The sequence below is a fragment of the Marinobacter sp. R17 genome (assembly GCF_003789045.1).
Lineage (GTDB): Bacteria > Pseudomonadota > Gammaproteobacteria > Pseudomonadales > Oleiphilaceae > Marinobacter_A > Marinobacter_A mangrovi.
In genome coordinates, this window is record NZ_RHGZ01000014.1 from 18,527 (window position 1) to 43,229 (window position 24,703).

A 24,703-nucleotide genomic window follows, 5' to 3' on the forward strand; every position below is an offset into this window, starting at 1 on the left:
CTCCGGTTTTTTTGTTGCCCGGCAAAACCTACCAGTAAATCCCGCGCATGATGGCCGCGAACGCCACCTGCTCGGTCGATACCTTGGGTTTCTCACCGCTGCGCGAACCGGAGGCGGCGGCGGAATCCGGGAACATGCGGTAGCCGGTGTTCATCACGATTTCACCCAGCTTCGGTGCCAATGCGTGCAGCACCTGGGCAAAGGTGCCCAGACGGGTAGCGATGCGCTTGGGACGGTATATGATCGCTTCCGCGACCATATCGGCCGCCTCGTCCGGAGTCAGGGTCGGCACCTGATCGTAGATTTTCGTCGGCGCGATCATGGGTGTTTTCACCAGCGGCATGTTGATGGTGGTGAAGGTCACGTTACGATCCGACCACTCCGCCGCGGCACAGCGACTGAACGCATCCAGCGCGGACTTCGATGCCACGTAGGCCGAAAACCGCGGCGCGTTGGTCAGCACACCAATGGACGAAATATTCACGATGTGGCCGCGACGCTGCTCCAGCATCTTCGGTGCGAAGCCCATAATCAGGCGGACCGATCCGAAGTAGTTGAGCTGCATGGTGCGCTCGAAATCATGGAAACGATCAAACGCCAGGTCCAGCGAACGGCGGATCGAGCGACCGGCGTTGTTGACCAGCACATCCACCTGACCGTGATTGTCCAGTACGGTGCTGATAAAGCGGTCACACTCCTCCATGTCGGAGAAGTCGCACTGGTAAGCGTGCACGCTGGCCCCACGGGATTCCAGCTCGGCCGCCACCTCTTTCAGGCGCTCGGGTTTACGCGCACCGATCACCAGGATCGCACCAGCGTCCGCCAGCTTCTGGGCCGTGGCCAGGCCGATGCCGGAGGTGGCGCCGGTGATGACACACACGCGGCCTTCGACGGTGCCTTTCAGGGTGCGGTCCTTGAACAGATCCGGATCCAGGTGGCGTTCCCAGAAGTCCCATACTACCGGCGCGTAATCCGTCAGGCGCGGCACTTCGATGCCGGTGCCCTTCAGCACGCGCTCGGTCTCACGGGCGTCGAACCGGGTCGGGTAATTCACGAACGACAGCACCGACGGCGGAATGCCCATGTCGTCCAGCACCGCACTGGTGATGCGTTTCACCGGCGGCAGGTTCTTCAGGCTCTGGCGGATAAACGGCGGCACGAAGCCGAACATGCGGCTGTCGATCCGCATCGCCATACGCGGCGCGTGACCGGCCTCGCAGAAGATGTTGAGGATCTCGCCCACTTTGTAAGGGTCGGAATCCACCAGATGGAAGCAGTTGCCGTCCTCGCCATCCAGGTGGGCAATGTGATCCAGCGCGGCCACGACGAAATCGACCGGCACGATGTTGAGCCGACCGCCTTCGATACCAATGGTCGGCATCCACTGTGGCAGCGCCGAGCGGATTTTCTGGATCATCTTGAAGAAGTAATAGGGGCCGTCGACCTTGTCCATCTCACCGGTCTTCGAATGGCCGATGACCATACCCGGACGGTAGATGCGGAACGGCACCGTGCACTCGTAGCGCACCACCCGTTCGCTGTCGTGCTTGGTCTTGAGGTAGGGGTGATCGAGCTTCTCGGCCTCCTCGAACATGTCCTCACGGAAGGTGCCCTTGAACAGGCCGGCTGCCGCAATGGAAGACACGTGGTGGAAGCAACCGGCATCCATGGCCGAAGCCGCGGCGATGGCCTGGTGTGTGCCGTCGATGTTGGCCGCGCGCTGGGACTCCTCGTCCGCGCCCATGTCGTATACCGCTGCCAGGTGGAAGAAGTGGCGGATGTGCCCCTTCAGCGACTTGAGCACGTCGCCATCAATGCCCAACTGCGGTTTGGTGAGATCGCCCACCACCGGCTTGATCCGTGTCTCGTCGACGCCGCAACGCTCACGCAGCCGGTCGATTTTTTCCAGAGACTCCTCGCGTACGAGCAGGTGCACGGTACCGCCTCGTGCGAGCAGCTTCTCTACCAGGAACCGCCCAATGAATCCGGTTCCACCCGTCAGGAAATAGTCCATAGTTTGCCCATCCACTTATTGCTTTTATTTGGAATCCACCACCCTCAACGTCCGCTGACGGCTGCAGGCCTGTGGTTGTCTGCGTGTCTCGATCAGCATCGCTGCGGGGACAGCTGGAGGACTCCCTCTCCATGATCCGCCGTGGCGTGCGTACCCCGGCGAGATCGGTCGCATTGTACGCAATTGTTTTTTGCAAGTATTGTACTTTATTAGAGCTTTTACTCCGTGTAATTTACTGTTTTTGCTAGATTAATTACTCTAAATTCTTGAGAGGGATCTGGGGCAGGTACACCTCCCGGGCCCAGGGCGACGGGACGTAACAGCGCATTCGGGACACCTCTCAAATGAGCCTAGCACAGCGTCCACCAGGCGCATCGCGCCCGGGTACTGAATTTGATTTGGGTCGCACCCCTTTCACAACTGTGCGCGGGCTTGCGGACCATGCACAATGGACCAGCCAGGCCTCGCAGAATTCCCTGCGCAGACGGGACACAATGATGTTGCAATGACATAATCCGCGACCTTTGAACTTTTCGGGAGCACACCATGTCTGAGAAAAACGCCCATTCCGAGCGCTACATCAAGATCGCCCGGGCCTGCCTGAAGGCCATCAACGATTCCGGCACCAGTGGCGAGAGTCGGGAAGAAAAGATCCAGAAGGTCTACGACGCCATCGACGACGCCTTCCAGGCCGAGTTCAGCGATTACCGTCAGTCCCTGGCGGTCATGGGGTCGGTGCTCGAGCGGATCGCTTCCGGCGAACTCAGCGGCGAGTCGGCCTCGGAATTGGCCCGTAAAACCCTGGCGGGTTCCGGCCACAATGTCGCGAACCGGCCCATCCACTAAGCATTGATTGTCAGGCGATCATGCCCCAGCGTGATCGCCCCACTATTTTGAACTTGGGAAAAGGAGTGTTGTGTTGATCGGCCACAGGTCCCCGTTTCGTTTACTGGTCCTCCTGCTGTTTGTCACCCTGCCCCACCTGGCGCTCGCCGCGACGACGCCGATCAAGAGCCCCAATGACGACAGCCAATACCGCTACCTGGAGCTGGATAACGGCCTGCAAGTGCTCCTGATTTCCGATCCGGATGCGGACAAGGGAGCGGCCGCCATGAACGTGGCCGTGGGCAGCGGCAATGACCCGGAAAATCGCCAGGGACTCGCCCACTTCCTGGAGCACATGCTCTTTCTGGGCACCCAGAAATACCCCAAACCGGGCGAATACCAGCAGTTCATCACCAGCCACGGCGGCAGCCACAACGCGTTCACGGCGTTCCGGGACACCAACTTCTTTTTCGACATCCAGGCCGATTCGCTGGAGCCGGCGCTGGACCGTTTTGCCCAGCAGTTCTCCGCGCCGCTGTTTACCGCCGATCTGGTGGAACGTGAAAAGCACGCCGTGAATTCCGAGTATTCGTCCAAACTGAAAGACGACGGACGCCGCTATTTCTCGGCGGAGAAAGCCATCTACAATCCGGAACACCCCTCCAGCCGGTTTGCCGTCGGCAGCCTGGACACCCTGGCCGATCGCCCGAATGACCCGGTCCGGGAAGATCTGGTGAATTTCTGGAAGACCCACTACTCCGCCAACCTGATGACCCTGGTGGTCTACGGCAAACAGTCCCTGGATAACCTGGAAAAGATGGTTCGCCCGCGTTTCTCAGCGATCGAAAACCGCCACCTGGAAAAGACTGATTACAGCGCTCCGTTGTTCAAACCGGGCTTCCTGCCGGCCTTTATGCAGGTCCAGTCCCTGAAAGACGTGCGCCAGCTGGATCTCTCTTTCCCGATGCCGTCGATGGAAGAAGACTACGCGGACAAACCGGCGGGCTATGTCGCCAACCTGATCGGCCATGAGGGCCAGGGCAGCTTGCTGAATGTGCTGAAGAACGCCGGACTGGCCGACAGCCTTTCCGCCGGGCAGGGCCAGGATGACGGCCACCAGACCAGCTTCAACATCAGCATGTCGCTGACGCCGAAAGGGGCGGACAACTGGAAAACGGTGGTTGCGCTGACATTCGACTACATCGACAAGATCCGCAAGGACGGCATCCAGAAGACCTACTACGACGAACTGCGGCAGCTCTCGGACATTGGCTTCCGCTTCCAGGAGAAGTCGTCGCCGATCCACAAGGTCAGCTCGCTGGCCATGCAGCTCCAGCGCGTAGCGCCGAAAGACGTGCTGCAGGCGCCCTACATGATGCAGGACTACACGCCCGAGAAATACCGGGACGTGCTCAAGCGACTGACGCCGGACAACGCGCTGATCTCCCTGATGACGCCGAAGGCCTTGCCGGACGATGCGCCCAAAACAACGTGGTACAGCACGCCCTACCAGGTGCAGTCGTTCAACGCCGCGGATCTGGACGACGCGCCCAAGGATCTGGTCGCCCAGCTCGGTTTGCCGGCCCCCAACCCGTTCATCCCGGAGCATTTTGCCATGGTGGATGGCAAAACCATGGACCACCCCATTGCCCTTTCCGGCTCGGGTGCGCCAAAGGTCTGGTACGCGCGTGACAAGCGCTTCGGCGCGCCCAAGGCCGATGTGTATTTGAGCCTGCGCTCGCCCCTGACCCGGGATTCCGCGCGTGGTCAGGTGCTGACCAGCCTTTTGGTGGACAGCATCAAGGACAACCTGAACGCGTACGCCTACCCGGCCCAGCTTGCCGGCCTGGATTACGCCGTCTACAACCACCTGCGGGGCATCACCCTGCGCGTAAGCGGCTACGACGACAAGCTGCACGTGCTGCTGCGTCGCATCATGAACCAGGTGGCGCATCCGGACATCGACGCCCAGCGTTTCCAGATCAACCGGGAACAGCTGATCGATGACCTGCGCAACCAGAAGAAGAGCAAGCCGGTCCAGCAGGCGGCGATGAAGCTGCAGAGTGCCCTGATCGAAGGCGCCTGGTCGGTGGATGACAAGCTGGCTGCGGCCAATGCGGTCACACTTTCCGACCTGCGCGAATTCGCCCGTCAGTTCCTGGCGGAAGTGGATCCGGTGATGCTGGCCCACGGCAACCTGACCGAAGCCGCGGCCATGAACCTGCAGCGTCAGGCCAACGCCATTCTGTTCAGCGACAGCACCATCGACGACGTACCCCGCAGCGGCGTTCGTCAGCTGCCCAAGGGTGAGCTGTCGGTGAACCTGCAGGTCGACCACCCGGACACCGGCTATGCGCTGTATCTGCAGGGCGACTCGACGGATTTCGACGAGCGTGCCCGCTTCAGCGTTCTGGCGCAGATTATCGGCGCCCCCTTCTATGAGAGCCTGCGCACCCAGCAGCAGTTGGGCTACATCGTCTCCGCGTCGTCCTTCGAGATGCTGGAGGTCCCGGCCCTGGGCTTCATGATCCAGTCGCCCAAGGCCAGCGCCGCCGCCATCGACCAGGCGGTCAGCGATTTCCTGAAAGGTTTCGACAAGACGCTCGCCGACTTGAACAAGGCCGACCTGGAGCGGGAAAAACAGGCCGTCCTGAGCCAGCTGCTGGCGCAGGATCGTCGTTTGAGCGAGGTATCCGAGCGTTACTGGCAGGAGATCGACCGGGGCGAGTTCGATTTCGACAGCCGTGAGCAACTGGCCAAGGCCATCCGCAACGTCACCCTCGACGACGTGCTCAAGACCTACCGCCAGACCATCGAACCACGACTGCACAGTCTGCGCGTGTCCACCGGCGCTGAGAAAAAGGCCGATGACAGCGCCCTCGCCCAGCTGCGCAGCGCGCCGTTCGTTTACTGAAAGCCCTCTCGACCAGCCCGGCGGTAAGGCCGGGCTGGTAACACGTCCTTTAGCGGCTGCCGAACATCGCCGTCATTCGTTCCGCATCCGGCTTCTCGATGACCCCTTTCTCCGTCACGATGGCGTCAATCAGTTCCGCCGGCGTCACATCGAAGACCGGGTTGTAGACCGGCACCTTTCCCGGCGCAATCGACACACCACGCACGGACCGGACTTCGGTACCGTCCCGCTCTTCAATGGGAATGTCCGCGCCGGAATGCAGCGCCATGTCCACCGTGCTGGAAGGCGCCACCACCATAAAGCGCACCCCGTGATGGCGCGCCAGGATCGCCAGGCTGTAGGTGCCGATCTTGTTGGCGACGTCGCCGTTGGCGGTAATCCGGTCCGCCCCGACGATCACCCAGCGAACCTCCCCCTGGCGCAGGATCTGGGCGGCGGCGCTGTCGGCATTCAACGTGACGGGAATGCCTTCCTGTTGCAGCTCCCAGGCCGTCAGGCGGCTTCCCTGTAACCAGGGCCGGGTCTCGTCGGCGTAAACCCGCGTGAGCCGATCCGCGTGCCAGAGGCTGCGCACCACCCCCAGTGCCGTGCCGTAGCCACCGGTGGCCAGCGCGCCGGTGTTGCAGTGGGTCAACACGGCAAACGGCGACTCTTCCATAATGGACAGCGCGTGGCGCCCCATCAGCCGGTTGGCGGCCACATCCTCGGCGTGGATGGCCTCGGCTTCGCCGGTCAGGCTGGCAATCGCTTCATCCGGTGCCTGGCAGGCCTGCAGCCGGGTCTTCATCCGCTCCAGCGCCCAGAACAGGTTGACGGCGGTGGGCCGGGAGGCGGCCAGGACATCGATCGCCTCGCCAATCGCGCCTTTCCAGTCGTCCTTCACCCGCGCCTGGATCGCCGCCAGCACCACGCCGTAGGCCGCGCTGATCCCAATGGCCGGTGCGCCACGAACCACCATGTCCCGGATGGCATCGGCAACACCGTGGGGGTCCTGGTAGGTCAGCCAGATTTCCTGGTCTGGCAGCAGGCGCTGGTCGAGCAACGCCAGGTGGTCGCCGTGCCAGAGAATGGCCAGGGTGCCAAGGCTGTCCGGGCCGGGCGTCTGTGGGGTATTGTCAGTCATGAAAAAGCGTCCTGAAATTGAGGGCTTACTGGCCCGGATTATAACGCTTCAGGGCCGCCCGAAGCACCCGGATTGCTGGTTCCACCGGGCGGACGTCGCTATACTGGCGAGCATACCGGCCCGCGCCGACATTCCATGGAAACCCAACCAGGACAGGCATGACCGCAGACACCATTACCGCTGTCGATACCCGCATCAACGCACGCTGGATTATCCCGGTGGTTCCCGCCGGCACGGTCCTCAACCATCACGCCCTGCTGATCCAGGGCGGGCGTATTGAAGCCATCGTGCCGCAGGACGAAGCCGACCGTCGCTTTCACGCCCGGGAAGCCCTCGATCTCAACGACCATGTGCTGTTGCCGGGGCTGGTCAATGCCCACGGGCACGCCGCCATGTCGTTGATGCGCGGGCTGGCCGATGACATGCCGCTGATGACCTGGCTGAACGACCACATCTGGCCCGCCGAAGCCAAGTTCATCAGCGACGACTTCATTGCCGACGGCACGCGACTGGCGATTGCGGAAATGCTGCGCACCGGCACCACCTGTTTCTCGGACATGTACTTCTTTCCGGAGGTCGCCGCCCAGGTGTCGACCGACGTGGGCATTCGCAGCCAGATCTGCTTCCCGGTCCTCGATTTTCCCACGGCCTGGGGCGATGGCCCGGACACCTATCTGAAAAAAGGCGCGGACCTGATTGACCAGTGGGGCGATCACAGTCATACCCGGATCGCCATCGGGCCCCATGCGCCCTACACCGTCTCCGACGGCCCGCTGAAGGACATTGTCAGCCTGGCCGCGGACAAGCAGGCGGCCATCCAGATCCATCTGCACGAAACCGCGTTCGAAGTCGCCGACGCCCTCGAGAAATCCGGCACACGCCCGACCCAGCGCCTGGCGGATCTGGGCCTGCTGTCCTCCAGCACCCAGTGCGTTCACATGACGCAGGTGGACGGCAGCGACCTGACATTAATGGCGGAGAGCGGCGCCCACGTGGTGCATTGCCCGGAATCCAACCTGAAACTGGCCAGCGGCTTCTGCCCGGTGGACAAGCTGCAGAAAGCGGGCGTGAACGTGGCCATCGGCACCGACGGCGCCGCCAGCAACAACGACCTGGATCTGTTCGGCGAAGTCAGCACGGCCGCGCTGCTGGCCAAGGCCGTGGCCGAGGACGCCGCGGCCCTGTCCGCCCACGATGCGCTGGCCATGGCCACCATCAATGGCGCCCGGGCGCTGGGCCGGGAACAGGACATCGGCTCGCTGGAAGCCGGCAAACTGGCGGATGTGATCGCCATCGACCTGAGCGATCCGTTCAACCAGCCGATATACGACCCGGCCTCACACCTCATCTATAGCCGCCATGGCCGCCAACTGAGCCACAGCTGGATCGGCGGCGTACCTCAGGTGCAGGACGGCATCCTGACGCGCATCGACGTGCCGGACCTGATGCTGCGGGTCGACCATTGGGCACAACGCATTCGCCAGGGCTGATCCCCTGACTCGTTATTGTTTTCTCACAGGAAAGACACGAATGAGTGGTAACAACGTAGACCGCAACGAGATTGCCAAGTTTGAGGCACTGGCCAGCCGCTGGTGGGATCCCAACAGCGAGTTCAAGCCGCTGCACGACATCAACCCGCTGCGCCTGAACTACATCGATGAGCGCGCGCCCCTACCCGGCCGCAAAGTGCTGGACGTGGGCTGCGGCGGCGGCCTGCTCAGTGAAGGCATGGCCCAGCGCGGTGCGCACGTCACCGGGATCGACATGGGTGAGGCACCGCTCTCCGTCGCCCGCCTGCATGGTCTCGAATCCGGGATCGAAGTGGACTACCAGCAGATTCCCATCGAAACCCTGGCAGAGGATCCGGCGCACATCGGCCAGTACGACGCCATCACCTGCCTGGAAATGCTGGAACACGTGCCGGAACCGGCCTCGATTATCCAGGCCTGTGCCAAGCTGCTGCGTCCGGGCGGTGACCTGTTCGTCTCCACCATCAACCGCAATCCCAAGTCGTTCCTGTTTGCCATTGTGGGCGCGGAATACGTGCTCAACATGCTGCCCAAAGGAACGCACGAGTGGCGCAAGTTCATCCGGCCCTCGGAAATGTCCGACTTCCTGCGCCACGCCGGCTTCGAGGTGAAGGATCTGACCGGCATGACCTTCAATCCGATCACCAAGATCTACAAGCTGGGCCGTGACGTGGACGTCAACTACCTGATGCACGCCAAGCTGGAAGACAGGAGCGAGCCGGCGTGAAGCGACCGCGCGCCGTCCTGTTTGATCTGGATGGGACACTGATCGACACAGCGCCGGATTTCATTCGCTGCCTGAACGCCGTGCGCGAACGCCACAAGCTGCCCCACCTGCCCGAGCCCGAAATCCGCGAAGCGGTGTCCGACGGCGCCCGGGCCATGATTCACGTGGGCTTTGGGTTGACCCCCGAAGATGAGGACTATTTCGATCGGCACAGCGAATTCCTCGATCTCTATGAAAGCGAGATCGCCGTGGAAACCAAACTGTTTCCCGGTATGGCCGACTTGCTGACCTGGCTGGAAGAAAACCGCATTGCCTGGGGCATCGTTACCAACAAACCGCGCCGCTTCAGCGTCCCGCTGCTTCACGCGCTGGATCTTCACGACCGCTGCGACGCCCTTGTCTGCCCGGACGACGTGGATCAGCGCAAGCCCCACCCCGAGTCCCTGTTCCTGGCCAGTGAACTGCTGCACATCCCGGCCGCCGACTGCCTCTATGTCGGTGACCATGTGCGCGATATCGAGGCCGGGCGCCGGGCCGGCATGACCACGGTGGCCGCCCGCTATGGCTATATCCGCCACCCTGGCGAAATCCCAGGCTGGCAGGCGGATTTTGTCATCGATTCCGCCGGGCAACTGCTGGCCATGCTGCAGAACCGGTACACTGGAAAGGAAGCCTGAGGGAATCAGGCCCGGATCAAGGAGCGCAGACCATGCAAGATTACAAGGCACCTGCCGACCTGCTGAAAGGTCGCATTATCCTGGTCACCGGCGCTGGTGACGGCATCGGCCGATGCGCCGCCAAGACCTACGCCGCCCACGGGGCGACCGTTATCCTGCTGGGCCGCACCATCAGCAAGCTGGAATCGGTCTATGACGAGATCGAAGCCGCCGGCCACCCGCAACCGGCCATTGTCCCCATGAACCTGGAAGGCGCGGCGGTGAAGGATTACGAGGAGATGGCCATGACCATCGAGGAATCCTTTGGCCAAGTGGACGGCATCCTGCACAACGCCGGCCTGTTGGGCCAGCGCACGCCGATTGAACACTACGATCCGGAAATCTGGGAGCAAGTCATGCGGGTGAACGTCACGGCGCCCTTTCTGCTGTCCCGCGCCCTGATTCCGGCCATGCGCAAATCCGACGATGCCTCCATTGTTTTCGTCTCCTCCAGTGTGGGGCGCAAGGCGCGGGCCTACTGGGGCGCCTATTCGGTGTCCAAGTTTGCATTGGAAGGACTGAGCCAACTGCTGGCCGACGAACTCGACGACGAACGCCACAATGTGCGGGTGAACAGCCTCAACCCCGGCGCCACTCGCACCAACATGCGGGCCCACGCCTACCCGGCCGAAAATCCGGACAGTAACCAGACGCCGGAAGACATCATGCCGATGTTCCTCTACCTGATGGGGCCGGACAGCCATGGCGTGACCGGCCAGCAGCTCGACGCGCGGTAACCCCATGAGCCAGGACGCGCTTCATCCCATGCAGTTGGTGTTCTACATCACCGACAACTGCCAACTTTGTGAACTGGCCGAGACGCTGCTCGTACAAACGCCCATGGATCCGCCGATTCCCGTGGATGTGGTGGACATCGCCCAATCCACGGAACTGGTCGCCCGCTATGGCGAGCGCATTCCCGTATTGCGGCGTGCGGACAACGGCCGCGAACTGGACTGGCCGTTTACCCGGGACGACCTGATGGCGTTTCTGGACAAAGTCTGAACCGATGCGTGAGATAGCCAAACTCAATTTAATAATCAGCATTTTATAATTTATTATTATCGACTATTTCGATAGCCCCTATTCGAGAGCGAGGATCCAATCATGCTGATGGTCATTTCCCCGGCCAAGAACCTGGATTACGAGAGCCCCCTGGCGACGCAGAAGTATACCCAGCCGGCTTTCCTGGACGACGCCTGCGAACTGATCGACCAGCTCAAGACGCTGGAGCCGCATCAGGTCAGCAACCTGATGGGCATCAGCGACAAGCTGGGGCAGCTGAATGCCGAGCGCTATCAACAGTGGCATACGCCATTTTCGCCAGACAATGCCCGACCGGCCGTCCTGGCGTTCAACGGCGATGTTTACACCGGCCTGGACGCGCCGTCGTTCGACGACCGGGATTTCGACTTTGCCCAGGATCACCTGCGCATTCTGTCCGGGCTGTACGGCATCCTGCGTCCGCTGGACCTGATGCAGCCGTACCGGTTGGAGATGGGCACCAAGTTCGAGAACAAACGCGGCAAGGATCTGTATGCCTTCTGGGGCAACAAGCTGACCATGGCGCTCAACGACGAACTGGCGGACGAAGGTCAGGTGCTGATCAACCTCGCGTCCAACGAGTATTTCAAGAGCGTCAAGAAGAAGGAACTGGACGGTCGCATCATCACGCCGCAGTTCAAGGACTGGAAGAACGGCCAGTACAAGATGATCAGCTTCTACGCCAAGAAAGCCCGCGGGCTGATGTGCGCCTACGCCATCAAGAACCGCATCAACGATCCGGAGGCCCTCAAGCAATTCGACTCGGCGGGCTATTACTTCAGCGAAGAGCAATCCAGCGGCGACAACTGGGTCTTCCTGCGGGACGAACCGGCCTGATCAACATCCATGAACGAAGCCCTGTTTTCCGAGATCGCCCTCTATGTCCTGTTGACGGCCTTGATCGCCTACATGGGCTTCATCGTCTGGGACCTGGCCAAACGCTCCAAAGCCGGACGCTTCGGCACCGCGATTCTGTTCGTGGTGCTGGGCGCCGGCGTTGTGGGCTTCGTCATTAAGACGATCCTGGTTGAAACGATGGATTTCTGAGTCCTCTCAACCCTTTGTCCAAACGGCGCTCTACCGTCCGCAATTTCGACACTGACCTTTGCGGTCGCTTTGTGCTTCAATGCGCACATATCTTTTGCCGGAGCCGTCCCTCCGGCCCATCACGTTCCAACAACCATTCAACTCAGGGAAACATCTGAATGTGGTTTCGTAATGCCCGTATCTACCGATTCACCAAACCGTTCACCGTGTCCGCCGAAGAGCTGGAACGTCAGTTGGGTGAATCCGCCTTTAAACCCTGTGGTCCGCAGGAGTCTTTCCGTCAGGGTTGGGTCCCGCCGCTGGGTCGCCACGGCCAGCAACTGGTGCACAGCGCCAACGGCTATCACCTGATTGCCCTGCGCAAGGAAGAGCGTGTACTGCCCGCCGCGGTGCTCAAGGAAGCCGTGACGGAGCGGGTCGAGATGATCGAAGCGGAGCAGATGCGTAAGGTCCCGCGCAAGGAAAAGGACGAGATCAAGGAGCAGTTGACCCAGGAAATGCTGCCGCGGGCCTTTACCAAGTCCAAGCGCACGTTTGCCTACCTGGCACCACAGGACGGCTTCATGATTGTCGACGCCGGGTCCGACAAGCAGGCCGAGGAAATCGCCACCACCCTGCGTAAGTGCATCGGCTCCCTGCCGATCCGCCCGCCCGCGCTGGAACAGGCGCCGACCTTCACCTTCTCCGGCTGGCTGAGCGAAACCATCGACCTGCCTTCAACCTTCTCGCTGGGTAACGAGTGCGAACTCAAGGACACCAGCGAAGACGGTGGCGTGGTCCGCTGCAAGGGCCTGGACCTGCTGGGTGACGAAATCCGCAACCATCTCAACGCCGGCATGCAGGTGACCAAGCTGTCCCTCAGTTGGGAAGACAGCCTGACCTTTGTACTGGACGAGGAGCTGGCCCTGCGCCGCCTCAAGTTCGGTGACACCTTCCAGGAAAAACTGGACGACGTGGACGCCGATGACGCCGCCGCCAAATTCGATGCTGCGTTTACGCTGATGACACTGGAACTGGCGCGCCTGATTCCGGCATTGCTGGAAGCGCTGGGCGGTGAGGATCGTTCGGCGATCGTGGATGAGGAAGAAGCGGCGTAATTCCGGTTAAACGCAAAGCCTTCATGTGCCCCCTCGGTCTGGTCGAGCAGGAGCGTTATCGTAGGTTGGGCTGACGCAGGAAGCCCAACAATGACCGGGCACCGGACATTCCCGTTATCGCAGGCCGGCTTGGTACATGGGGGCTCAAAAACCGGTTTGGCACCCACTGCGTTGTAAGAGATTGGCCGAAAACCCGGATTGTTGGGCTTCCTGCGTCAGCCCAACCTACGGGGCTCTCCGGCCAATTCGGGCGTTTATCGCCCTACCCCCGCAAACGCTCCCTTTGCCAATCCGTTTCCGGCTCATTGAGCGGCAGGCGCAGGTCCATGACGTCTTCTTCCATGTTGTAGGTGATCTCGAAGCCGAGATGGCGCGCCAGGTTGAGCATGGGGTGGTTGTCCGGCAAGACGTTGCCGATCATTTCCACGGTGCCGCGGGCGCGGCAGTAGTCGATCATCTTGCGCATGAGGATGTAGCCCAGGCCCTCGCCTTTCATGTCGTCCCGGACCATGACGGCGAACTCGCACTGGAGGTTGTCGGCGTCGGTCCAGACGCGCACGGTGCCCAGGGTTTCCTCGCCGTTGCCATCCTCCCGTTCGGCGTTGGCGATAAACACCATTTCACGGTCATAGTCGATCTGGACCATCTGGGCCACGTCTTCGTGGGAGAAATGCTTGCGGTACTGGAAAAACCGATAGCGGATCGATTCCGGGGACTGGTGATGATGGAATTCCAGATGCGCGGGCTCGTCCTCAGCCAGTACCGGCCGCACGATCACCTTACGCCCGGATTTTGGCAAAACCACCCACTCTTCCAGTTCCCGCGGATAAGGCTGGATAATCGGACGCCCCGGCTCTTCAGCCAGGTCGATGGCCACGTCCACCGCCACGGCACCGTTGCGATCAAATAACAAGGGCAGGATTTCCAGCCCGCGGATGTGCGGAATATCGATCACGATCTGGGACAGGGTCACCAGGGTCTCGCAGATCGCCCGGATGTCCTCTTCCGGCTGCAGGCTGTATTCGCGCAGCAGGCGGTACATATAGGTTCGCCGCAGCAGCTCTTTGGCCAGCACCATGTTCAGGGGAGGCAGTGCGATCTGGCGATCGGTCATCACGTTGACGCTGGCGCCGGCTGCACCACAAACCACCAATGGGCCGAACACCGGATCCCGGGTAATGCCCACGCTGAAGGCGATACCGCCCAGGTGCTGGTAGGTGCGCTGCACGGCAAATCCGAGGAAACCACTGCGCGGGAAGTGCGCTCGGTACTCGTCCATCAGGACCTGACAGGATTCGATGATCGCCGACTCACTATTGAGCCCCTGAATCGTCGATTTGTAGCGCCCGCGACCGGTCTGCTCTTCCATGAACGGGTGACAGCCGCGCTCGTGGATCAGAGTGACGTCAATAGGGCGGCGTTCGACCTGGAAACTCTCCACCACACCTTCCACATCATCGCAGTAGACCGTATCCACCGCGCGGATCCCGTAGTCGCGGATGACCGCCCTCGCCTCGCTGTTGGACAGGTGATTGCGCCCGGAACGGTGCGCTTTCATGACCAACTTGCGAGCCACGGAGCTGTCGGCGAAGTGATCGGTAAAGGATTCCGGCGTTTCCCGCAGCAGCCGCTGGACCCGCTGATGATGAACATGCTGCATGAAGGCGTTAACGGCTTTTTCCGGCGAGAAGAACGACGGGATGCCGGCCCGATAGAACTCGTCCCGCGCCTCCAGTACCGTACTCTGGCCCAGCCAGCAGGTGAAGATGTTCAAGCGGGTACCCTTGCTGGCCTGAACCACCGCATCGGCAATCTGCAGACTGTCTTCCGTCAGACTCGGGGCGTACATCACCAGCACGTTGCTGACGTTGGGATCCTTGGCCAGGATCCGGATCGCCTCGGCGTAGAGTTCCGGCGACGCATCGTAGTTCAGGTCGATGGGGTTCTTGCGGGTCCAGTAGGACGGCAGGTGTTTCGCCAGCGACTCGACGGTTTCGTTCGACAGGGTGGCCAAATCGCCATCGAGCCCCGCCAGCCGATCCACCGCCAATACGCCCGGTCCGACCCCGTTGGCCATGATCACCAGCTCTTCCCGGCGCACCGGGCGCATGCGGGTCAGAGTTTCCAGGGCATCGAACATCTGGCTGAGACCGTCCACCCGCAACACACCGGCGCGGCGCAGGACGGCATCATAGATCGGGTCCGTTCGGGTCACACCCACCGGACGTTGCACCGGCATCCACTCGGATTCCGGCACCCGTCCGCTCTTTACAGCGATGACCGGCTTGGTGCGGGAGGCAACTCGAACCGCCGAGATAAACCGTCGAGGGTTGGGAATGCTTTCAATGTGCAGGAGGATGGCACGGCAGCGGGTGTCCTGTGCGAGGTAATCGATCAGGTCGTCGTGACCGATGTCCATGCCATCACCCAGGGTCAGGAAGTGCGAGAAGCCCACGCCCCGGGCAAACGCCCAGTCGATGATGGAGCTGGCCACGGTGCCCGACTGCCCCACAAAGGCGACCTTACCTGGAATCGCCCCCATATGGGCGTAGGTGGCGTTCAGGCTGCGGAACGGGACCATCAGACCGATCGTGTTCGGTCCGAGCACCCGAATACCAGCCTCGCGCGCCGCATCGCGGACCGAGTACATCAGCGGCTGACCGGTCTTGCTGTGGGCCCGGGACATCCCACCGGTCATCACAATCGCCGTGCGGACGCCGGCCTCACCCAGCTGACGGATCATCTTGGGCACCGTGTCCGGCGGCGTACAGACGATCGCCAGATCCGGCTTCATGGGCATGCGCGACACTTTCGGCACACAGGGCACGCCGTGGACGTTCTGGTACTCGTTGCGGTTGATCACCAGCAACTGGCCCGGAAAACCACCGGCCATCAGGTTCCGCAGCACCATCCCGCCCAGGTTTTCCGCCCGCTCCGATGCACCGGCAATCACAATCGATTCCGGATTGAACAGACTTTCCAGATACCGTGTGCTCAAGTCGTCGCCCCCGCGTCAGCCGTACTCCAATCTGCCTCTCATGTTAGGCGGTCCGGGGTGGATTTAAAAACGAAACTTTTGCCATTTGAAACGACTTGTTGTCGCACCTATCCGGCACCGCGAGGACGGTATAAAAACCCACCAAAGAAGCAAAGCGAGACCCTGCCATCCCTGATACCATGGCAAAAAGAGATGCCACAGCGCACCGGTAATACGGGACCAATAATGACAACTGCGTTCTTCTACCACGACGACTTCCTGAAGCATGACATGGGGCCGGAGCACCCCGAGTCACCGGAACGGCTCAATGCCATCATCAGTTATCTGGCGGATACCGAGCTGGAGCAGCAACTGGACTGGGTGCGGCCCGAGGAAATTACCCGGGACCAGCTCCTGCAGGTCCATCCGGAAACCTACCTCAGTCAGTTGGACATGATGCAGCCCACCCGGGGTCGCGTGTTCACCGACCCCGATACGGCGATGATGCCTCACACGCTGCGCGCCGCGCGCCTGGCCGCCGGCGCCAATGTGGAGGCGGTTGATATGGTGCTGTCTGGCCAGGCCACCAATGCCTTTGTCGCGGCACGTCCGCCGGGTCACCACGCCGAGCGCGGTAAATCGATGGGCTTCTGTTTCTACAACAACATCGCCCTGGCCGCCCGGCACGCCCTGAATTTCCACGGCCTGGAGCGTGTTGCAATCATCGACTTCGACGTGCATCAGGGCAACGGCACGGTCGATATCGTCCAGGGCGATGAGCGGGTGCTCATGTGCTCAAGCTTCCAGCATCCCTTCTATCCTCACTCCCATGTCTACCGGTTGCCGGAAAACATCATCAATACGCCGATTGCCGCTGGCACGTCCGGCACAGACTATCGACGAATCGTCGAAGAAGCCTGGCTGCATCGCCTGGAAGAATTCAAACCGCAACTGGTGCTGGTTTCCGCTGGATTCGATGCTCACAAGTCGGACCCGTTGGCCGAACTGCAACTGGAAGCCGCGGACTACCGCTGGCTGACCGACCTGATTACGTCGATTGCCCGGGATTACTCGGATAACCGTGTCGTGTCGACGCTCGAAGGGGGATATCACCTGAAAGCGCTCGCCGAGGGCGTCACGGCTCACCTGGAAGGCCTGGTGGCGATCGAAGACTGATCGTCAGTGTGATAACTGGAAGATATCGGCGAGGTCGCCGTCCCGTTCAAGCTGCCGCAGGGCAGCCTGAATAGGTTCTCGCAGTTGCGGGTAGCGTGCTTTTTTCGACATGTACAGGATGCCCCGCTGCCCTTTGCGAAACACGGCAGTGCGAAACTGATTCCATGAAAGTTCGAGGGATCGCATGGTGTGATAGAGGGCCTGATCACTGCACAGGATGGCGCTGACACGCCCCAGCTTCAGCATCTCAATAGCCTGAAAAATGTCCCGCACCGGAAACTTTTGGATTGTCTTCGCCTGCTCGAAGACCTCACCGTAATAGGTACCGTTAACGAACGCGACCGGTTTGCCCGCCAATCCATCAAGAGAAAGTTCAAAGTCGCTGTCCGCAAGCGCGGTCAGCATCACCTGCGTGGTCACAACCGTGCCGAGGTTGATCGCGGCTGTATCCAGAGCCGGGCTTTCAAACAGCACCACAAAATCCGCAGTGCCTTCCAGTAATTCGCTGATGGCGCGACGATGTGGCCTTAATTCATAGGTGATCGGGAGGTTGGCGACGGCAACAAGACGATGAGCAAAAGCCACCAACGTGCCGTCCGGCTGGCCATAACGACCTTCATAACCCCAGGGCCAGACTTCGGGAATGACAAAAATGGCAGGTTCCGGGTAATCGTCCCCCCTGTGGGGCTCTTTGGCGTGGGCCGCGTCGAGAGCCAGCACCAGAAAGGTCAGCAGAACTACGGCAACCGGATGCCGAACAATGGGCTTCATGTGGCAGGACAACCGCTCAAACGAACCAGCTTGGCACCAGCTTACCGGCTATGACAATCAGCCCCTATTCGACCATTGGTGCCCCGCGGCTGTCAGCACAACATCGGCTATCGGTTAGCCGACGGCCTGCTGGTCAGACATGACCTCTTCGCGGATTCCGTCCCAACCTTCCTTGACCTGACGCAGCAAGTCAGACACTTCATCCAGTTTGGCGACATCGTTTTGGCGATTGGCCTCAAACAGCGTGCGCTCGATGTAGTCGTACAGCCCTTCCAGATGACGCGCCAGCTCACCGCCTTTTTCAAAGTCCAGGAAGCTGCGCAGACCACCGACAATCTCGATGGCTTTGCTGATCAGGCGACCTTTACCTTCGTAATCCTTGGCCTGCATACGCGCCTTGGCCATATTGATCCGTTCCAGGGCGCCGTTATACAACAGCTGAATCAATTTGTGCGGGTCGGCATCGGTGATGCTGGTCTGGGTATTGACCCGCTGATATGCCTGTAAACCGTTCATAATCAACCTCTTGATTGCCTTCGTAACAACGGGTTAGTTGTTATTATTGCTGTTTGGAGCCAGAGCCGCCAGCTGCTGGGTGACGTAGTCTTTGGTGCTGTTGAGCTGCGAAATCAGGGAGTCGGCCGCACTGAACTGCGACACCAGGCGCTCCCGGTATGCGTCGATGCGGGTCTGCAGTCGCTCGCGATCATCTGCGATATCATCCAGGGTGTCCTGCAGGCTATCGGTACGCGCTTCAAGCGCACCATCGGCGCTGAGCATGTCCGTCACCATATTGACGGTCCGCTCCCCCAGTCCCTCAATGTAGGTAATGGTTCCACGATTGCCGGTAGCATCGCCGGTGATGCGCACCTGCATGCCCGCCGCCTGGGACGTTCCCTCGACGTAGAGAATCTGCCCTTCACCGGTGGCCCGCTGACCATTGATCGTGCCGGCCACATCTTTTCCGGCCGTGCCCGTGGCAACGGACAACCCCAGGTCTGCGGCACTGTTGGTATCCACCGAGGTGATGCTGACGTTCGAATCGCTGCCATAAGCGCCGGATTTGAAGCTCAGTGCGCCACTGGTCGAATCAAACTCAACCTGGACTTTCTTGCCGGACGCACTCAGGCTGCCGCTGCTGTTGAGCTGGGACTGGATTTCAGCGGCCAGCTCGTCGCGGGTATAGGTACCTGCGGTCAGCTGGATGCTGACTGAGGTGGACCCGTCAATCTTGAACGACAGGTTGTCATTGTTGCCATCGATCGTGACGGAGCCCGTGCCGGCGTTTGCGCCCGTCAGTGCACCCTGCGTCGCCGCCTGGGTCACGTTGATACTGTATTCACCAGGCTCGGTATTCACGTTGCTGCTGATGAACTCCACCTGGGAATCGGATGCCCGCCCCTGTTCGCCGAACAAAGCGGCAACGTCATCCGGGTATTTCTCAAGCTGCGTCTGGAACTTGCTGGCATCAAAGCTCAGCTGTCCGGTCTTGTAGTCTGTGGTGATCCCCACATCGGCAAGAGAGCGTACGCCGGCATCCTCGAGACCGGGGACGACGCCCGTCAGCATGTTGCGCAGCTGATTCTGGATATTGCGAACGGTGTCATCGCCGGACAGCAGGCCGCCCTGCTGGGTTTCGGCATTGTAGCCGGCCAGCCCCTGAATGGTTTGCTGCAGCGCGTTGAACTTGTCGACGAAAGACTGAACCCGATCGGCCACGGCCCCGGTGTCCTGGGTAACCTTGACCGTTGAGGTGGCACCTTCCGCCTTCACATCAAACGTAAGCCCGTCGACCACGTTTTCGATGGTGTTGGAGGACCGAGTGATGGTAATGCCGTTGACCTGAACGACCGCATCTTGCGCGGCCACGGTCTCGGTCAGGTTCTGGGTGGTGTCATTGAAGACGAACTGCGACAGCCCGGAACCGTCGGTGTTGTTGCCGTCGCCATCGTTGACCGAAATACGGATGGCGTTGTCGGTGCCGGTTTCATCTGAAGACAACACCAGACGATAGCCATTACCCGTATCGATCACCCCAGCGCTGGCGCCAATATCCGCATCATTGATGGCATCGGCGATGCCCTGCAGAGTGTTGTTCGAGCTGTCGATATCGATGTTTTTGACTTCGCCGCCCACACTCAGGCTAATCCGACCCGTGCCGATAGCGGTGCCGTCCTTATCTTCGAACGTGCCGGATGCCAGAGACTGGGCCTGCGCCAGACTGTCGACCTGGATGGTGTAGTTGCCGCGGCTGGCGGATGCGCTGTCCACAGAGACTTCGACATCCTCACTGGATGACGTTGCGGAAAAGGCTTTCAGATTGTCGACCGAACTCAGCTGGCGCATGGGCAGCCGCAGTTCCGTGATAGCGCTGCGCAGTGTCCCGTAAGCGGATATCAGGGCCTCGGTTTCCTTTTCCTTGCTGTCCAACCGGTTTGCCGTCGGCTTCTGCTCGGCTTCTACCAGTTGGTCCACCAGGTCAGACGTCAGTACGCCGGAACCAATCCCCAATGAAGAAATGTTAGCCATATCGATCGCCTCCCCAAGAAGGCTGCCTTATCCATTTGTACGCTTATCGGCCAGAAGCGGCAAAACTTTGCCAGTTACGACCGCCAATTTGTAACAACATGTATCCGAGACCCGGCATCCAGGACCGTCGATAACCAGGATAGACCGTCTGGCCCTCTGGTCGCACTCTTGGTCAGCTCTCGTGGTTCCCACTCGCCCCAACCTATTGACGCCACAGATTATTCACGATCTTCAGCAAAGCGCCCTTAACGCAGAACACCGCCGGCTTCTCGCGAAGGCGGCGGTGCTGAAATTCCGTTACTCGTGACCGGATTGAGAGGCGGCAAGCGCCTACACTTCGATATTGAATAACGTCAGCGGTTCATCCTGCTGCAAATTTTCGGCCAACCTCAAAGCCACATCATCCGGAATCTGCCGAATCACTTTTTCCGTTTGCTGATCCACCACGCGCACGATCGTCTTGCCGGAGTCATTGTCGACCTCAAACTGCAGGTCTCGCTGTACCGTCTGGACAAAATCGTTGAGGCGGGAAACGGCTTGATCAAGAGATTCCCTCTGGGCTTCCTCCTGCTTTTCCATCCGCTGCACTTTTGTAGGCTGCTGCGACTGGTCAAGCGACACAACGTTGGAAGTATCCTGGGCTCGAGCGGAAGGCTTGCTTCCTTCTGCCTGAGGTGACGCAGACGCCCGAGCCGGAGCTTGTTCACTGGAGCGAACCAGCTTCAAATCCGGGCTGTTCAGGTTTACGTCAGTCATAGCTCACCTCGCTATCCTCATACGGCGTAAAGCCGGCCCCCGAGGGGACCGGCCGTTACCGTGCTATCCCTGTTACTGCAGGAGGGACAGGACCTGCTGCGGGCGGGCGTTAGCCTGCGCCAGGACAGAGATACCAGCCTGCTGGAGGACCTGGGACTTGGACAGCTTCGCGGTTTCAGCGGCGAAGTCCGCGTCCAGGATCCGGCTTTGCGCAGCGGACAGGTTCTCAGAAGTGGTCGCAATCGCATCGATGGTCGATGAGAAGCGGTTCTGAATCGCACCCAGGTCAGCGCGCTGGCTGTTGATGGATGTCAGGGCGGCGTCGATGGTGTCGATCGCAGCGTTCGCACCGTCAGCCGTGGTGATGTCGATTGCGGCGACGCTTTGGAGCTGGCCACTTTCGGCCGTACTATCTACCACTTCGGCAGCGTTACCTACGATGCTGAAGGCAGAGCTGGAGCTGAAATCGACTTCACCAGTCACTCGGGTGCTGTCGGTGCCACCAGCCGTCAGGTTCTCTGAGGAGCCGTCCGCTGAAGTCACTGTGATATCCGCAGATGCATCTGCAATGACGATGTCATCACCCGCATCACTTTCGAGCAATACGTTACCGGAATCGTCGAGGCTAGCGGTGATGCCGGTGGTTGCGGATGCATCGTTGATGGCAGTAACCAAGGCACTGTTGTCACCAGACTCAACCGTGGCGGAGATGGTCACGGCGGAGCTGTTCTCGCCCTGCAGATCAAAAGAAACCGTTCCAGCACTCAGACCAGAGATAGTGGCTTCTGTGTAGGCATCGGCACTGACGCCAGTCTTCGATGTCAGATCATTAACAGATGCAGCGATATCCTTGGCTGTAGCGTTCGCACCAAACTCGGCCAGCTCCGTTGCACCATTACCAGAAACCGTGATGTTACCGGCCGCAATACCATTACCTGTCGGCGCAGAGTTTGCTGCGGCAGTCAGGTTACCCGTCAGCGAGCCGTTGCTGGTATCGGCGGTGTAGTTACCGATATCGGTAGCACGCGCGCTGCCCAGGGACACGTTGATGGTCTGGTTGGCGTTCGCACCGACCTGGAACTGGGAGTTGGTGAAATCACCGTTCAGCAGCGTACGGCCGTTGAAGTTGGTGGTGTCAGCAACACGGTTCAGCTCGGCCTGCAGTTGGGTCACCTCAGCCTGCAGCGACTTGCGGTCGGTGGAGGAGTTGGTGTCGTTGGCAGACTGTACAGACAGCTCACGAATACGCTGCAGCAGGTCGCCAGCCTGGCCCAGAGCGCCTTCGGCGGTCTGGGCCAGGGAGATGCCGTCGTTGGCGTTGCGCTGGGCAACGTTCAGACCGCGGATCTGCGCGTCGAAGCGAGAGGAAATGGCCAGGCCCGCGGCATCGTCCTTGGCGGAGTTGATGCGAAGACCAGAAGACAGACGCTCCAGAGCCTGATCCGACAGAGACTGGGATTTGTTCAGGTTGTTCTGAGCGGACAGTGAAGCGACGTTAGTGTTGATACCGAGAGCCATGATGCTTCTCCTATAAAACCTATGTTTCTCTTGGAAGAGGTCTGGCGCCCGTCCTCGTTTGTTTGGGTGCGCCGCCCTGCTGTAGTGCTTAACGGCGACCCTTACGGTTCCTTTAGAAAAAACTTCGGTTTTTATTGTTAAGGATTGTAAAAGCGGCAAAAGCCTGCCTTGCCGCCCCGCCAAAAGCTCGTCACCCATGCCCACTAGTCACGCTACTTAGTAACAATTTTTTTATATTTATTAATTGGTTAAAAGCCATAACCCAAAATTGGCATGGCCTTCGCTTTGTGCCGCTCAGGAATGAATTTTTCTGAATAACGGCCGGCAGGGCGTCCTTGTGATCGGGCACTGAGCTACCGGCTTCTCTGAATAAGGAGAGCGATATGCCTCAGATTATCAACACGAACATTGCCTCGCTGAATGCCCAGCGAAACCTGAACACGTCACAACGGGACGCCGACACTGCCCTGCAACGTCTGTCTTCAGGCCTTCGTATCAACTCCGCCAAGGACGACGCGGCCGGTCTTGCGATTTCCGAGCGATTCACGTCGCAGATCAAAGGCCTTAACCAGGCTGTGCGCAACGCTAACGACGGCATCTCCCTGGCACAGACGGCCGAGGGCGCCCTCGACGAATCCGGCGAAATTCTGCAGCGGATTCGCGAGCTGTCTGTACAGTCTGCCAACTCCACCAACTCCGCTTCGGATCGCGCGGCCCTGCAGAGCGAAGTCAACCAGTTGAAGCAGGAGCTGCAACGCGTCGCGGAGACGACCGAATTCAACGGTCTGAAACTCCTCGACGGTTCGTTCCAGGCCCAGACCTTCCAGGTGGGCGCCAACGAAAACCAGAACATTTCAGTCTCGGTCACCGGCGCAACCAACGATGACCTGGGTAACTACTCGATCGAAAGCGTCAACGATCAGGATAACCTCGGGTCCGGCTCACCGTCTGCTGTTGCCGCTAACATCACTGCAGCCAACCATCCGGTGGCCGCCCAGAACCTGACCGTTGCCAGCGCCCTGGATCAAGTCGACATCGCGATCCCGGCGGGCTCATCGGCTGCGGACATTGCGGCCCTGGTCAATAAGGAAGAAGAACGCACCGGTGTCACGGCAACTGCCCGTACCGAAACGACGCTGACCACCAACGCTGCCGGCACGGTCACTTTCGATCTCAGTTCAGGGGGGCAGACCTCCACAATCTCGGCGTCCATCAACGACCCCAATGATCTGACGGAACTGGCATCGGTGATCAACAAGGCAGCCGGCCAGACAGGCATCAACGCCAAGGTCCAGGATGACACGATCGTTCTGACCCAGGATGCGGGCAAAGACATCCAGATCGAGAACTTCTCCCACAGTGGTCCTGGCAACATGACCGTCGCTGGCGTTACGGGTAGCGGCGCGTCAACCGATCTGATCGGTGACGATGCCACCCAGGATTCTGTGGTCGTGACGGGCACCGTGGACTTTTCGTCTTCAGGCGCCTACGCCGTCACATCCGACATCGATAACACCGCCGGCTCACTCTTTGACGTGGCGGCCGACACGCCTGTCGGCGCACAGCGAGAGACGGTCTCAAGTATCGATATCAGTACGGTAGAAGGTGCCAACGACGCCATTTCAATCGTTGACGGTGCCCTGTCGGTGGTCAACGGTATCCGAGCGGATCTGGGTGCGGTCCAGTCCCGCTTCGAATCCACCATTGCGAACCTGAGCACCACTTCGGAAAACCTGACGGCAGCCCGATCCAGGATCCAGGACGCCGATTTTGCCGCGGAAACCGCAGAGCTCGCGCGGACGCAGGTCCTGCAACAGGCCGGCCTGTCCATCCTGGCCCAGGCCAACGCCCGACCACAGCAGGTATTGCAGCTGCTGCAAGGCTAAACTAGCCTTTTGGGGGGGCACGAGAGTGCCGCCCCTCTCCCTCCGCTTTATAAG

Annotated in this window: 20 protein-coding genes; 12 read left to right on the forward strand and 8 right to left on the reverse strand. The window is 60.3% G+C overall.

Annotation, left to right across the window (positions count from 1 at the left end; genetic code table 11):
- Positions 1 to 28: 28 nt before the first annotated feature.
- The gene (locus EB809_RS11370; protein WP_123634942.1) at positions 29 to 2,014 is read right to left on the reverse strand and encodes an SDR family oxidoreductase; all 1,986 of its coding nucleotides are present in this window, start codon (positions 2,012 to 2,014) and stop codon (positions 29 to 31) included.
- Positions 2,015 to 2,560: 546 nt separating this feature from the next.
- Between EB809_RS11370 and EB809_RS11375 the strand changes: the two genes are divergently transcribed.
- Both EB809_RS11375 and EB809_RS11380 read left to right on the forward strand, forming a co-directional pair.
- Positions 2,561 to 2,860 carry a hypothetical protein gene (locus tag EB809_RS11375; protein WP_123634943.1) on the forward strand — a complete coding sequence of 100 codons (300 nt, stop codon included), beginning with the start codon at positions 2,561 to 2,563 and terminating at the stop codon, positions 2,858 to 2,860.
- A gap of 73 nt (positions 2,861 to 2,933) precedes the next feature.
- On the forward strand, positions 2,934 to 5,753 hold the full coding sequence (locus tag EB809_RS11380) for an insulinase family protein (RefSeq protein ID WP_223807922.1): 2,820 nt from the start codon (positions 2,934 to 2,936) through the stop codon (positions 5,751 to 5,753).
- A gap of 49 nt (positions 5,754 to 5,802) precedes the next feature.
- On the opposite strand, the gene mtnA is transcribed toward EB809_RS11380, so the two are convergent.
- A complete protein-coding gene (gene mtnA / locus EB809_RS11385) occupies positions 5,803 to 6,876 on the reverse strand; it encodes an S-methyl-5-thioribose-1-phosphate isomerase (RefSeq protein WP_123634945.1) in 1,074 nt (357 codons plus the stop codon).
- A 158-nt stretch (positions 6,877 to 7,034) separates the two neighbouring features.
- Here mtnA and EB809_RS11390 point away from each other — a divergent pair, with 158 nt between their 5' ends.
- From EB809_RS11390 to rdgC, 8 genes are all read left to right on the forward strand, one after another.
- Positions 7,035 to 8,366: a TRZ/ATZ family hydrolase gene (locus EB809_RS11390; protein WP_123634946.1), complete on the forward strand. Its 1,332-nt coding sequence runs from the start codon at positions 7,035 to 7,037 to the stop codon at positions 8,364 to 8,366.
- A gap of 40 nt (positions 8,367 to 8,406) precedes the next feature.
- Entirely contained in the window at positions 8,407 to 9,132 is a 726-nt protein-coding gene (ubiG, locus tag EB809_RS11395) for a bifunctional 2-polyprenyl-6-hydroxyphenol methylase/3-demethylubiquinol 3-O-methyltransferase UbiG (RefSeq protein ID WP_123634947.1), read from the forward strand.
- A complete protein-coding gene (locus tag EB809_RS11400) occupies positions 9,129 to 9,809 on the forward strand; it encodes an HAD family hydrolase (RefSeq protein ID WP_123634948.1) in 681 nt (226 codons plus the stop codon). The genes ubiG and EB809_RS11400 overlap by 4 nt, the downstream gene beginning before the upstream one ends.
- Positions 9,810 to 9,841: 32 nt before the next feature.
- Positions 9,842 to 10,585, forward strand: coding sequence for a YciK family oxidoreductase (locus EB809_RS11405; protein ID WP_123634949.1), 744 nt, complete (start codon positions 9,842 to 9,844; stop codon positions 10,583 to 10,585).
- A gap of 28 nt (positions 10,586 to 10,613) precedes the next feature.
- Positions 10,614 to 10,853, forward strand: coding sequence for a glutaredoxin family protein (locus EB809_RS11410; RefSeq protein ID WP_123635026.1), 240 nt, complete (start codon positions 10,614 to 10,616; stop codon positions 10,851 to 10,853).
- A gap of 102 nt (positions 10,854 to 10,955) precedes the next feature.
- Positions 10,956 to 11,729 carry a peroxide stress protein YaaA gene (yaaA, locus tag EB809_RS11415; protein WP_123634950.1) on the forward strand — a complete coding sequence of 258 codons (774 nt, stop codon included), beginning with the start codon at positions 10,956 to 10,958 and terminating at the stop codon, positions 11,727 to 11,729.
- A gap of 9 nt (positions 11,730 to 11,738) precedes the next feature.
- Positions 11,739 to 11,939: a DUF2788 domain-containing protein gene (locus EB809_RS11420; RefSeq protein ID WP_123634951.1), complete on the forward strand. Its 201-nt coding sequence runs from the start codon at positions 11,739 to 11,741 to the stop codon at positions 11,937 to 11,939.
- Between the two features lie 158 nt (positions 11,940 to 12,097).
- A complete protein-coding gene (gene rdgC / locus EB809_RS11425) occupies positions 12,098 to 13,036 on the forward strand; it encodes a recombination-associated protein RdgC (protein ID WP_123634952.1) in 939 nt (312 codons plus the stop codon).
- Positions 13,037 to 13,298: 262 nt separating this feature from the next.
- On the opposite strand, the gene EB809_RS11430 is transcribed toward rdgC, so the two are convergent.
- Entirely contained in the window at positions 13,299 to 16,034 is a 2,736-nt protein-coding gene (locus EB809_RS11430; RefSeq protein WP_123634953.1) for a GNAT family N-acetyltransferase, read from the reverse strand.
- 225 nt (positions 16,035 to 16,259) lie between these two features.
- Here EB809_RS11430 and EB809_RS11435 point away from each other — a divergent pair, with 225 nt between their 5' ends.
- Positions 16,260 to 17,189, forward strand: a complete 930-nt coding sequence (locus EB809_RS11435) for a histone deacetylase family protein (protein WP_123634954.1) — start codon at positions 16,260 to 16,262, stop codon at positions 17,187 to 17,189.
- A gap of 3 nt (positions 17,190 to 17,192) precedes the next feature.
- Here EB809_RS11435 and EB809_RS11440 read toward each other — a convergent pair whose 3' ends face one another.
- From EB809_RS11440 to EB809_RS11460, 5 genes are all read right to left on the reverse strand, one after another.
- Positions 17,193 to 17,960 (reverse strand): substrate-binding periplasmic protein, encoded by a 768-nt coding sequence (locus EB809_RS11440; protein ID WP_123634955.1) that lies wholly within the window; start codon positions 17,958 to 17,960, stop codon positions 17,193 to 17,195.
- A gap of 114 nt (positions 17,961 to 18,074) precedes the next feature.
- Complete coding sequence (fliS, locus tag EB809_RS11445) at positions 18,075 to 18,476, reverse strand: flagellar export chaperone FliS (protein ID WP_123634956.1); 402 nt, start codon at positions 18,474 to 18,476, stop codon at positions 18,075 to 18,077.
- A 33-nt stretch (positions 18,477 to 18,509) separates the two neighbouring features.
- Positions 18,510 to 20,489, reverse strand: a complete 1,980-nt coding sequence (fliD, locus tag EB809_RS11450; RefSeq protein ID WP_123634957.1) for a flagellar filament capping protein FliD — start codon at positions 20,487 to 20,489, stop codon at positions 18,510 to 18,512.
- 330 nt (positions 20,490 to 20,819) lie between these two features.
- Entirely contained in the window at positions 20,820 to 21,245 is a 426-nt protein-coding gene (locus tag EB809_RS11455) for a flagellar protein FlaG (RefSeq protein WP_123634958.1), read from the reverse strand.
- Between the two features lie 72 nt (positions 21,246 to 21,317).
- Complete coding sequence (locus tag EB809_RS11460; protein WP_123634959.1) at positions 21,318 to 22,763, reverse strand: flagellin; 1,446 nt, start codon at positions 22,761 to 22,763, stop codon at positions 21,318 to 21,320.
- Between the two features lie 383 nt (positions 22,764 to 23,146).
- Here EB809_RS11460 and EB809_RS11465 point away from each other — a divergent pair, with 383 nt between their 5' ends.
- Positions 23,147 to 24,649 carry a flagellin gene (locus EB809_RS11465; protein WP_123634960.1) on the forward strand — a complete coding sequence of 501 codons (1,503 nt, stop codon included), beginning with the start codon at positions 23,147 to 23,149 and terminating at the stop codon, positions 24,647 to 24,649.
- Positions 24,650 to 24,703 lie beyond the last annotated feature (54 nt).

What these genes read in the sequence shown, in the direction of transcription:
- EB809_RS11370 (WP_123634942.1), bottom strand. Translation starts at nt 2,014, where the DNA reads ATGGACTATTTCCTGACGGGTGGAACCGGATTCATTGGGCGGTTCCTG.
- EB809_RS11375 (WP_123634943.1), top strand. Translation starts at nt 2,561, where the DNA reads ATGTCTGAGAAAAACGCCCATTCCGAGCGCTACATCAAGATCGCCCGG.
- mtnA (WP_123634945.1), bottom strand. Translation starts at nt 6,876, where the DNA reads ATGACTGACAATACCCCACAGACGCCCGGCCCGGACAGCCTTGGCACC.
- EB809_RS11390 (WP_123634946.1), top strand. Translation starts at nt 7,035, where the DNA reads ATGACCGCAGACACCATTACCGCTGTCGATACCCGCATCAACGCACGC.
- ubiG (WP_123634947.1), top strand. Translation starts at nt 8,407, where the DNA reads ATGAGTGGTAACAACGTAGACCGCAACGAGATTGCCAAGTTTGAGGCA.
- EB809_RS11405 (WP_123634949.1), top strand. Translation starts at nt 9,842, where the DNA reads ATGCAAGATTACAAGGCACCTGCCGACCTGCTGAAAGGTCGCATTATC.
- EB809_RS11410 (WP_123635026.1), top strand. Translation starts at nt 10,614, where the DNA reads ATGCAGTTGGTGTTCTACATCACCGACAACTGCCAACTTTGTGAACTG.
- yaaA (WP_123634950.1), top strand. Translation starts at nt 10,956, where the DNA reads ATGCTGATGGTCATTTCCCCGGCCAAGAACCTGGATTACGAGAGCCCC.
- EB809_RS11420 (WP_123634951.1), top strand. Translation starts at nt 11,739, where the DNA reads ATGAACGAAGCCCTGTTTTCCGAGATCGCCCTCTATGTCCTGTTGACG.
- rdgC (WP_123634952.1), top strand. Translation starts at nt 12,098, where the DNA reads ATGTGGTTTCGTAATGCCCGTATCTACCGATTCACCAAACCGTTCACC.
- EB809_RS11435 (WP_123634954.1), top strand. Translation starts at nt 16,260, where the DNA reads ATGACAACTGCGTTCTTCTACCACGACGACTTCCTGAAGCATGACATG.
- EB809_RS11440 (WP_123634955.1), bottom strand. Translation starts at nt 17,960, where the DNA reads ATGAAGCCCATTGTTCGGCATCCGGTTGCCGTAGTTCTGCTGACCTTT.
- fliS (WP_123634956.1), bottom strand. Translation starts at nt 18,476, where the DNA reads ATGAACGGTTTACAGGCATATCAGCGGGTCAATACCCAGACCAGCATC.
- fliD (WP_123634957.1), bottom strand. Translation starts at nt 20,489, where the DNA reads ATGGCTAACATTTCTTCATTGGGGATTGGTTCCGGCGTACTGACGTCT.
- EB809_RS11455 (WP_123634958.1), bottom strand. Translation starts at nt 21,245, where the DNA reads ATGACTGACGTAAACCTGAACAGCCCGGATTTGAAGCTGGTTCGCTCC.
- EB809_RS11460 (WP_123634959.1), bottom strand. Translation starts at nt 22,763, where the DNA reads ATGGCTCTCGGTATCAACACTAACGTCGCTTCACTGTCCGCTCAGAAC.
- EB809_RS11465 (WP_123634960.1), top strand. Translation starts at nt 23,147, where the DNA reads ATGCCTCAGATTATCAACACGAACATTGCCTCGCTGAATGCCCAGCGA.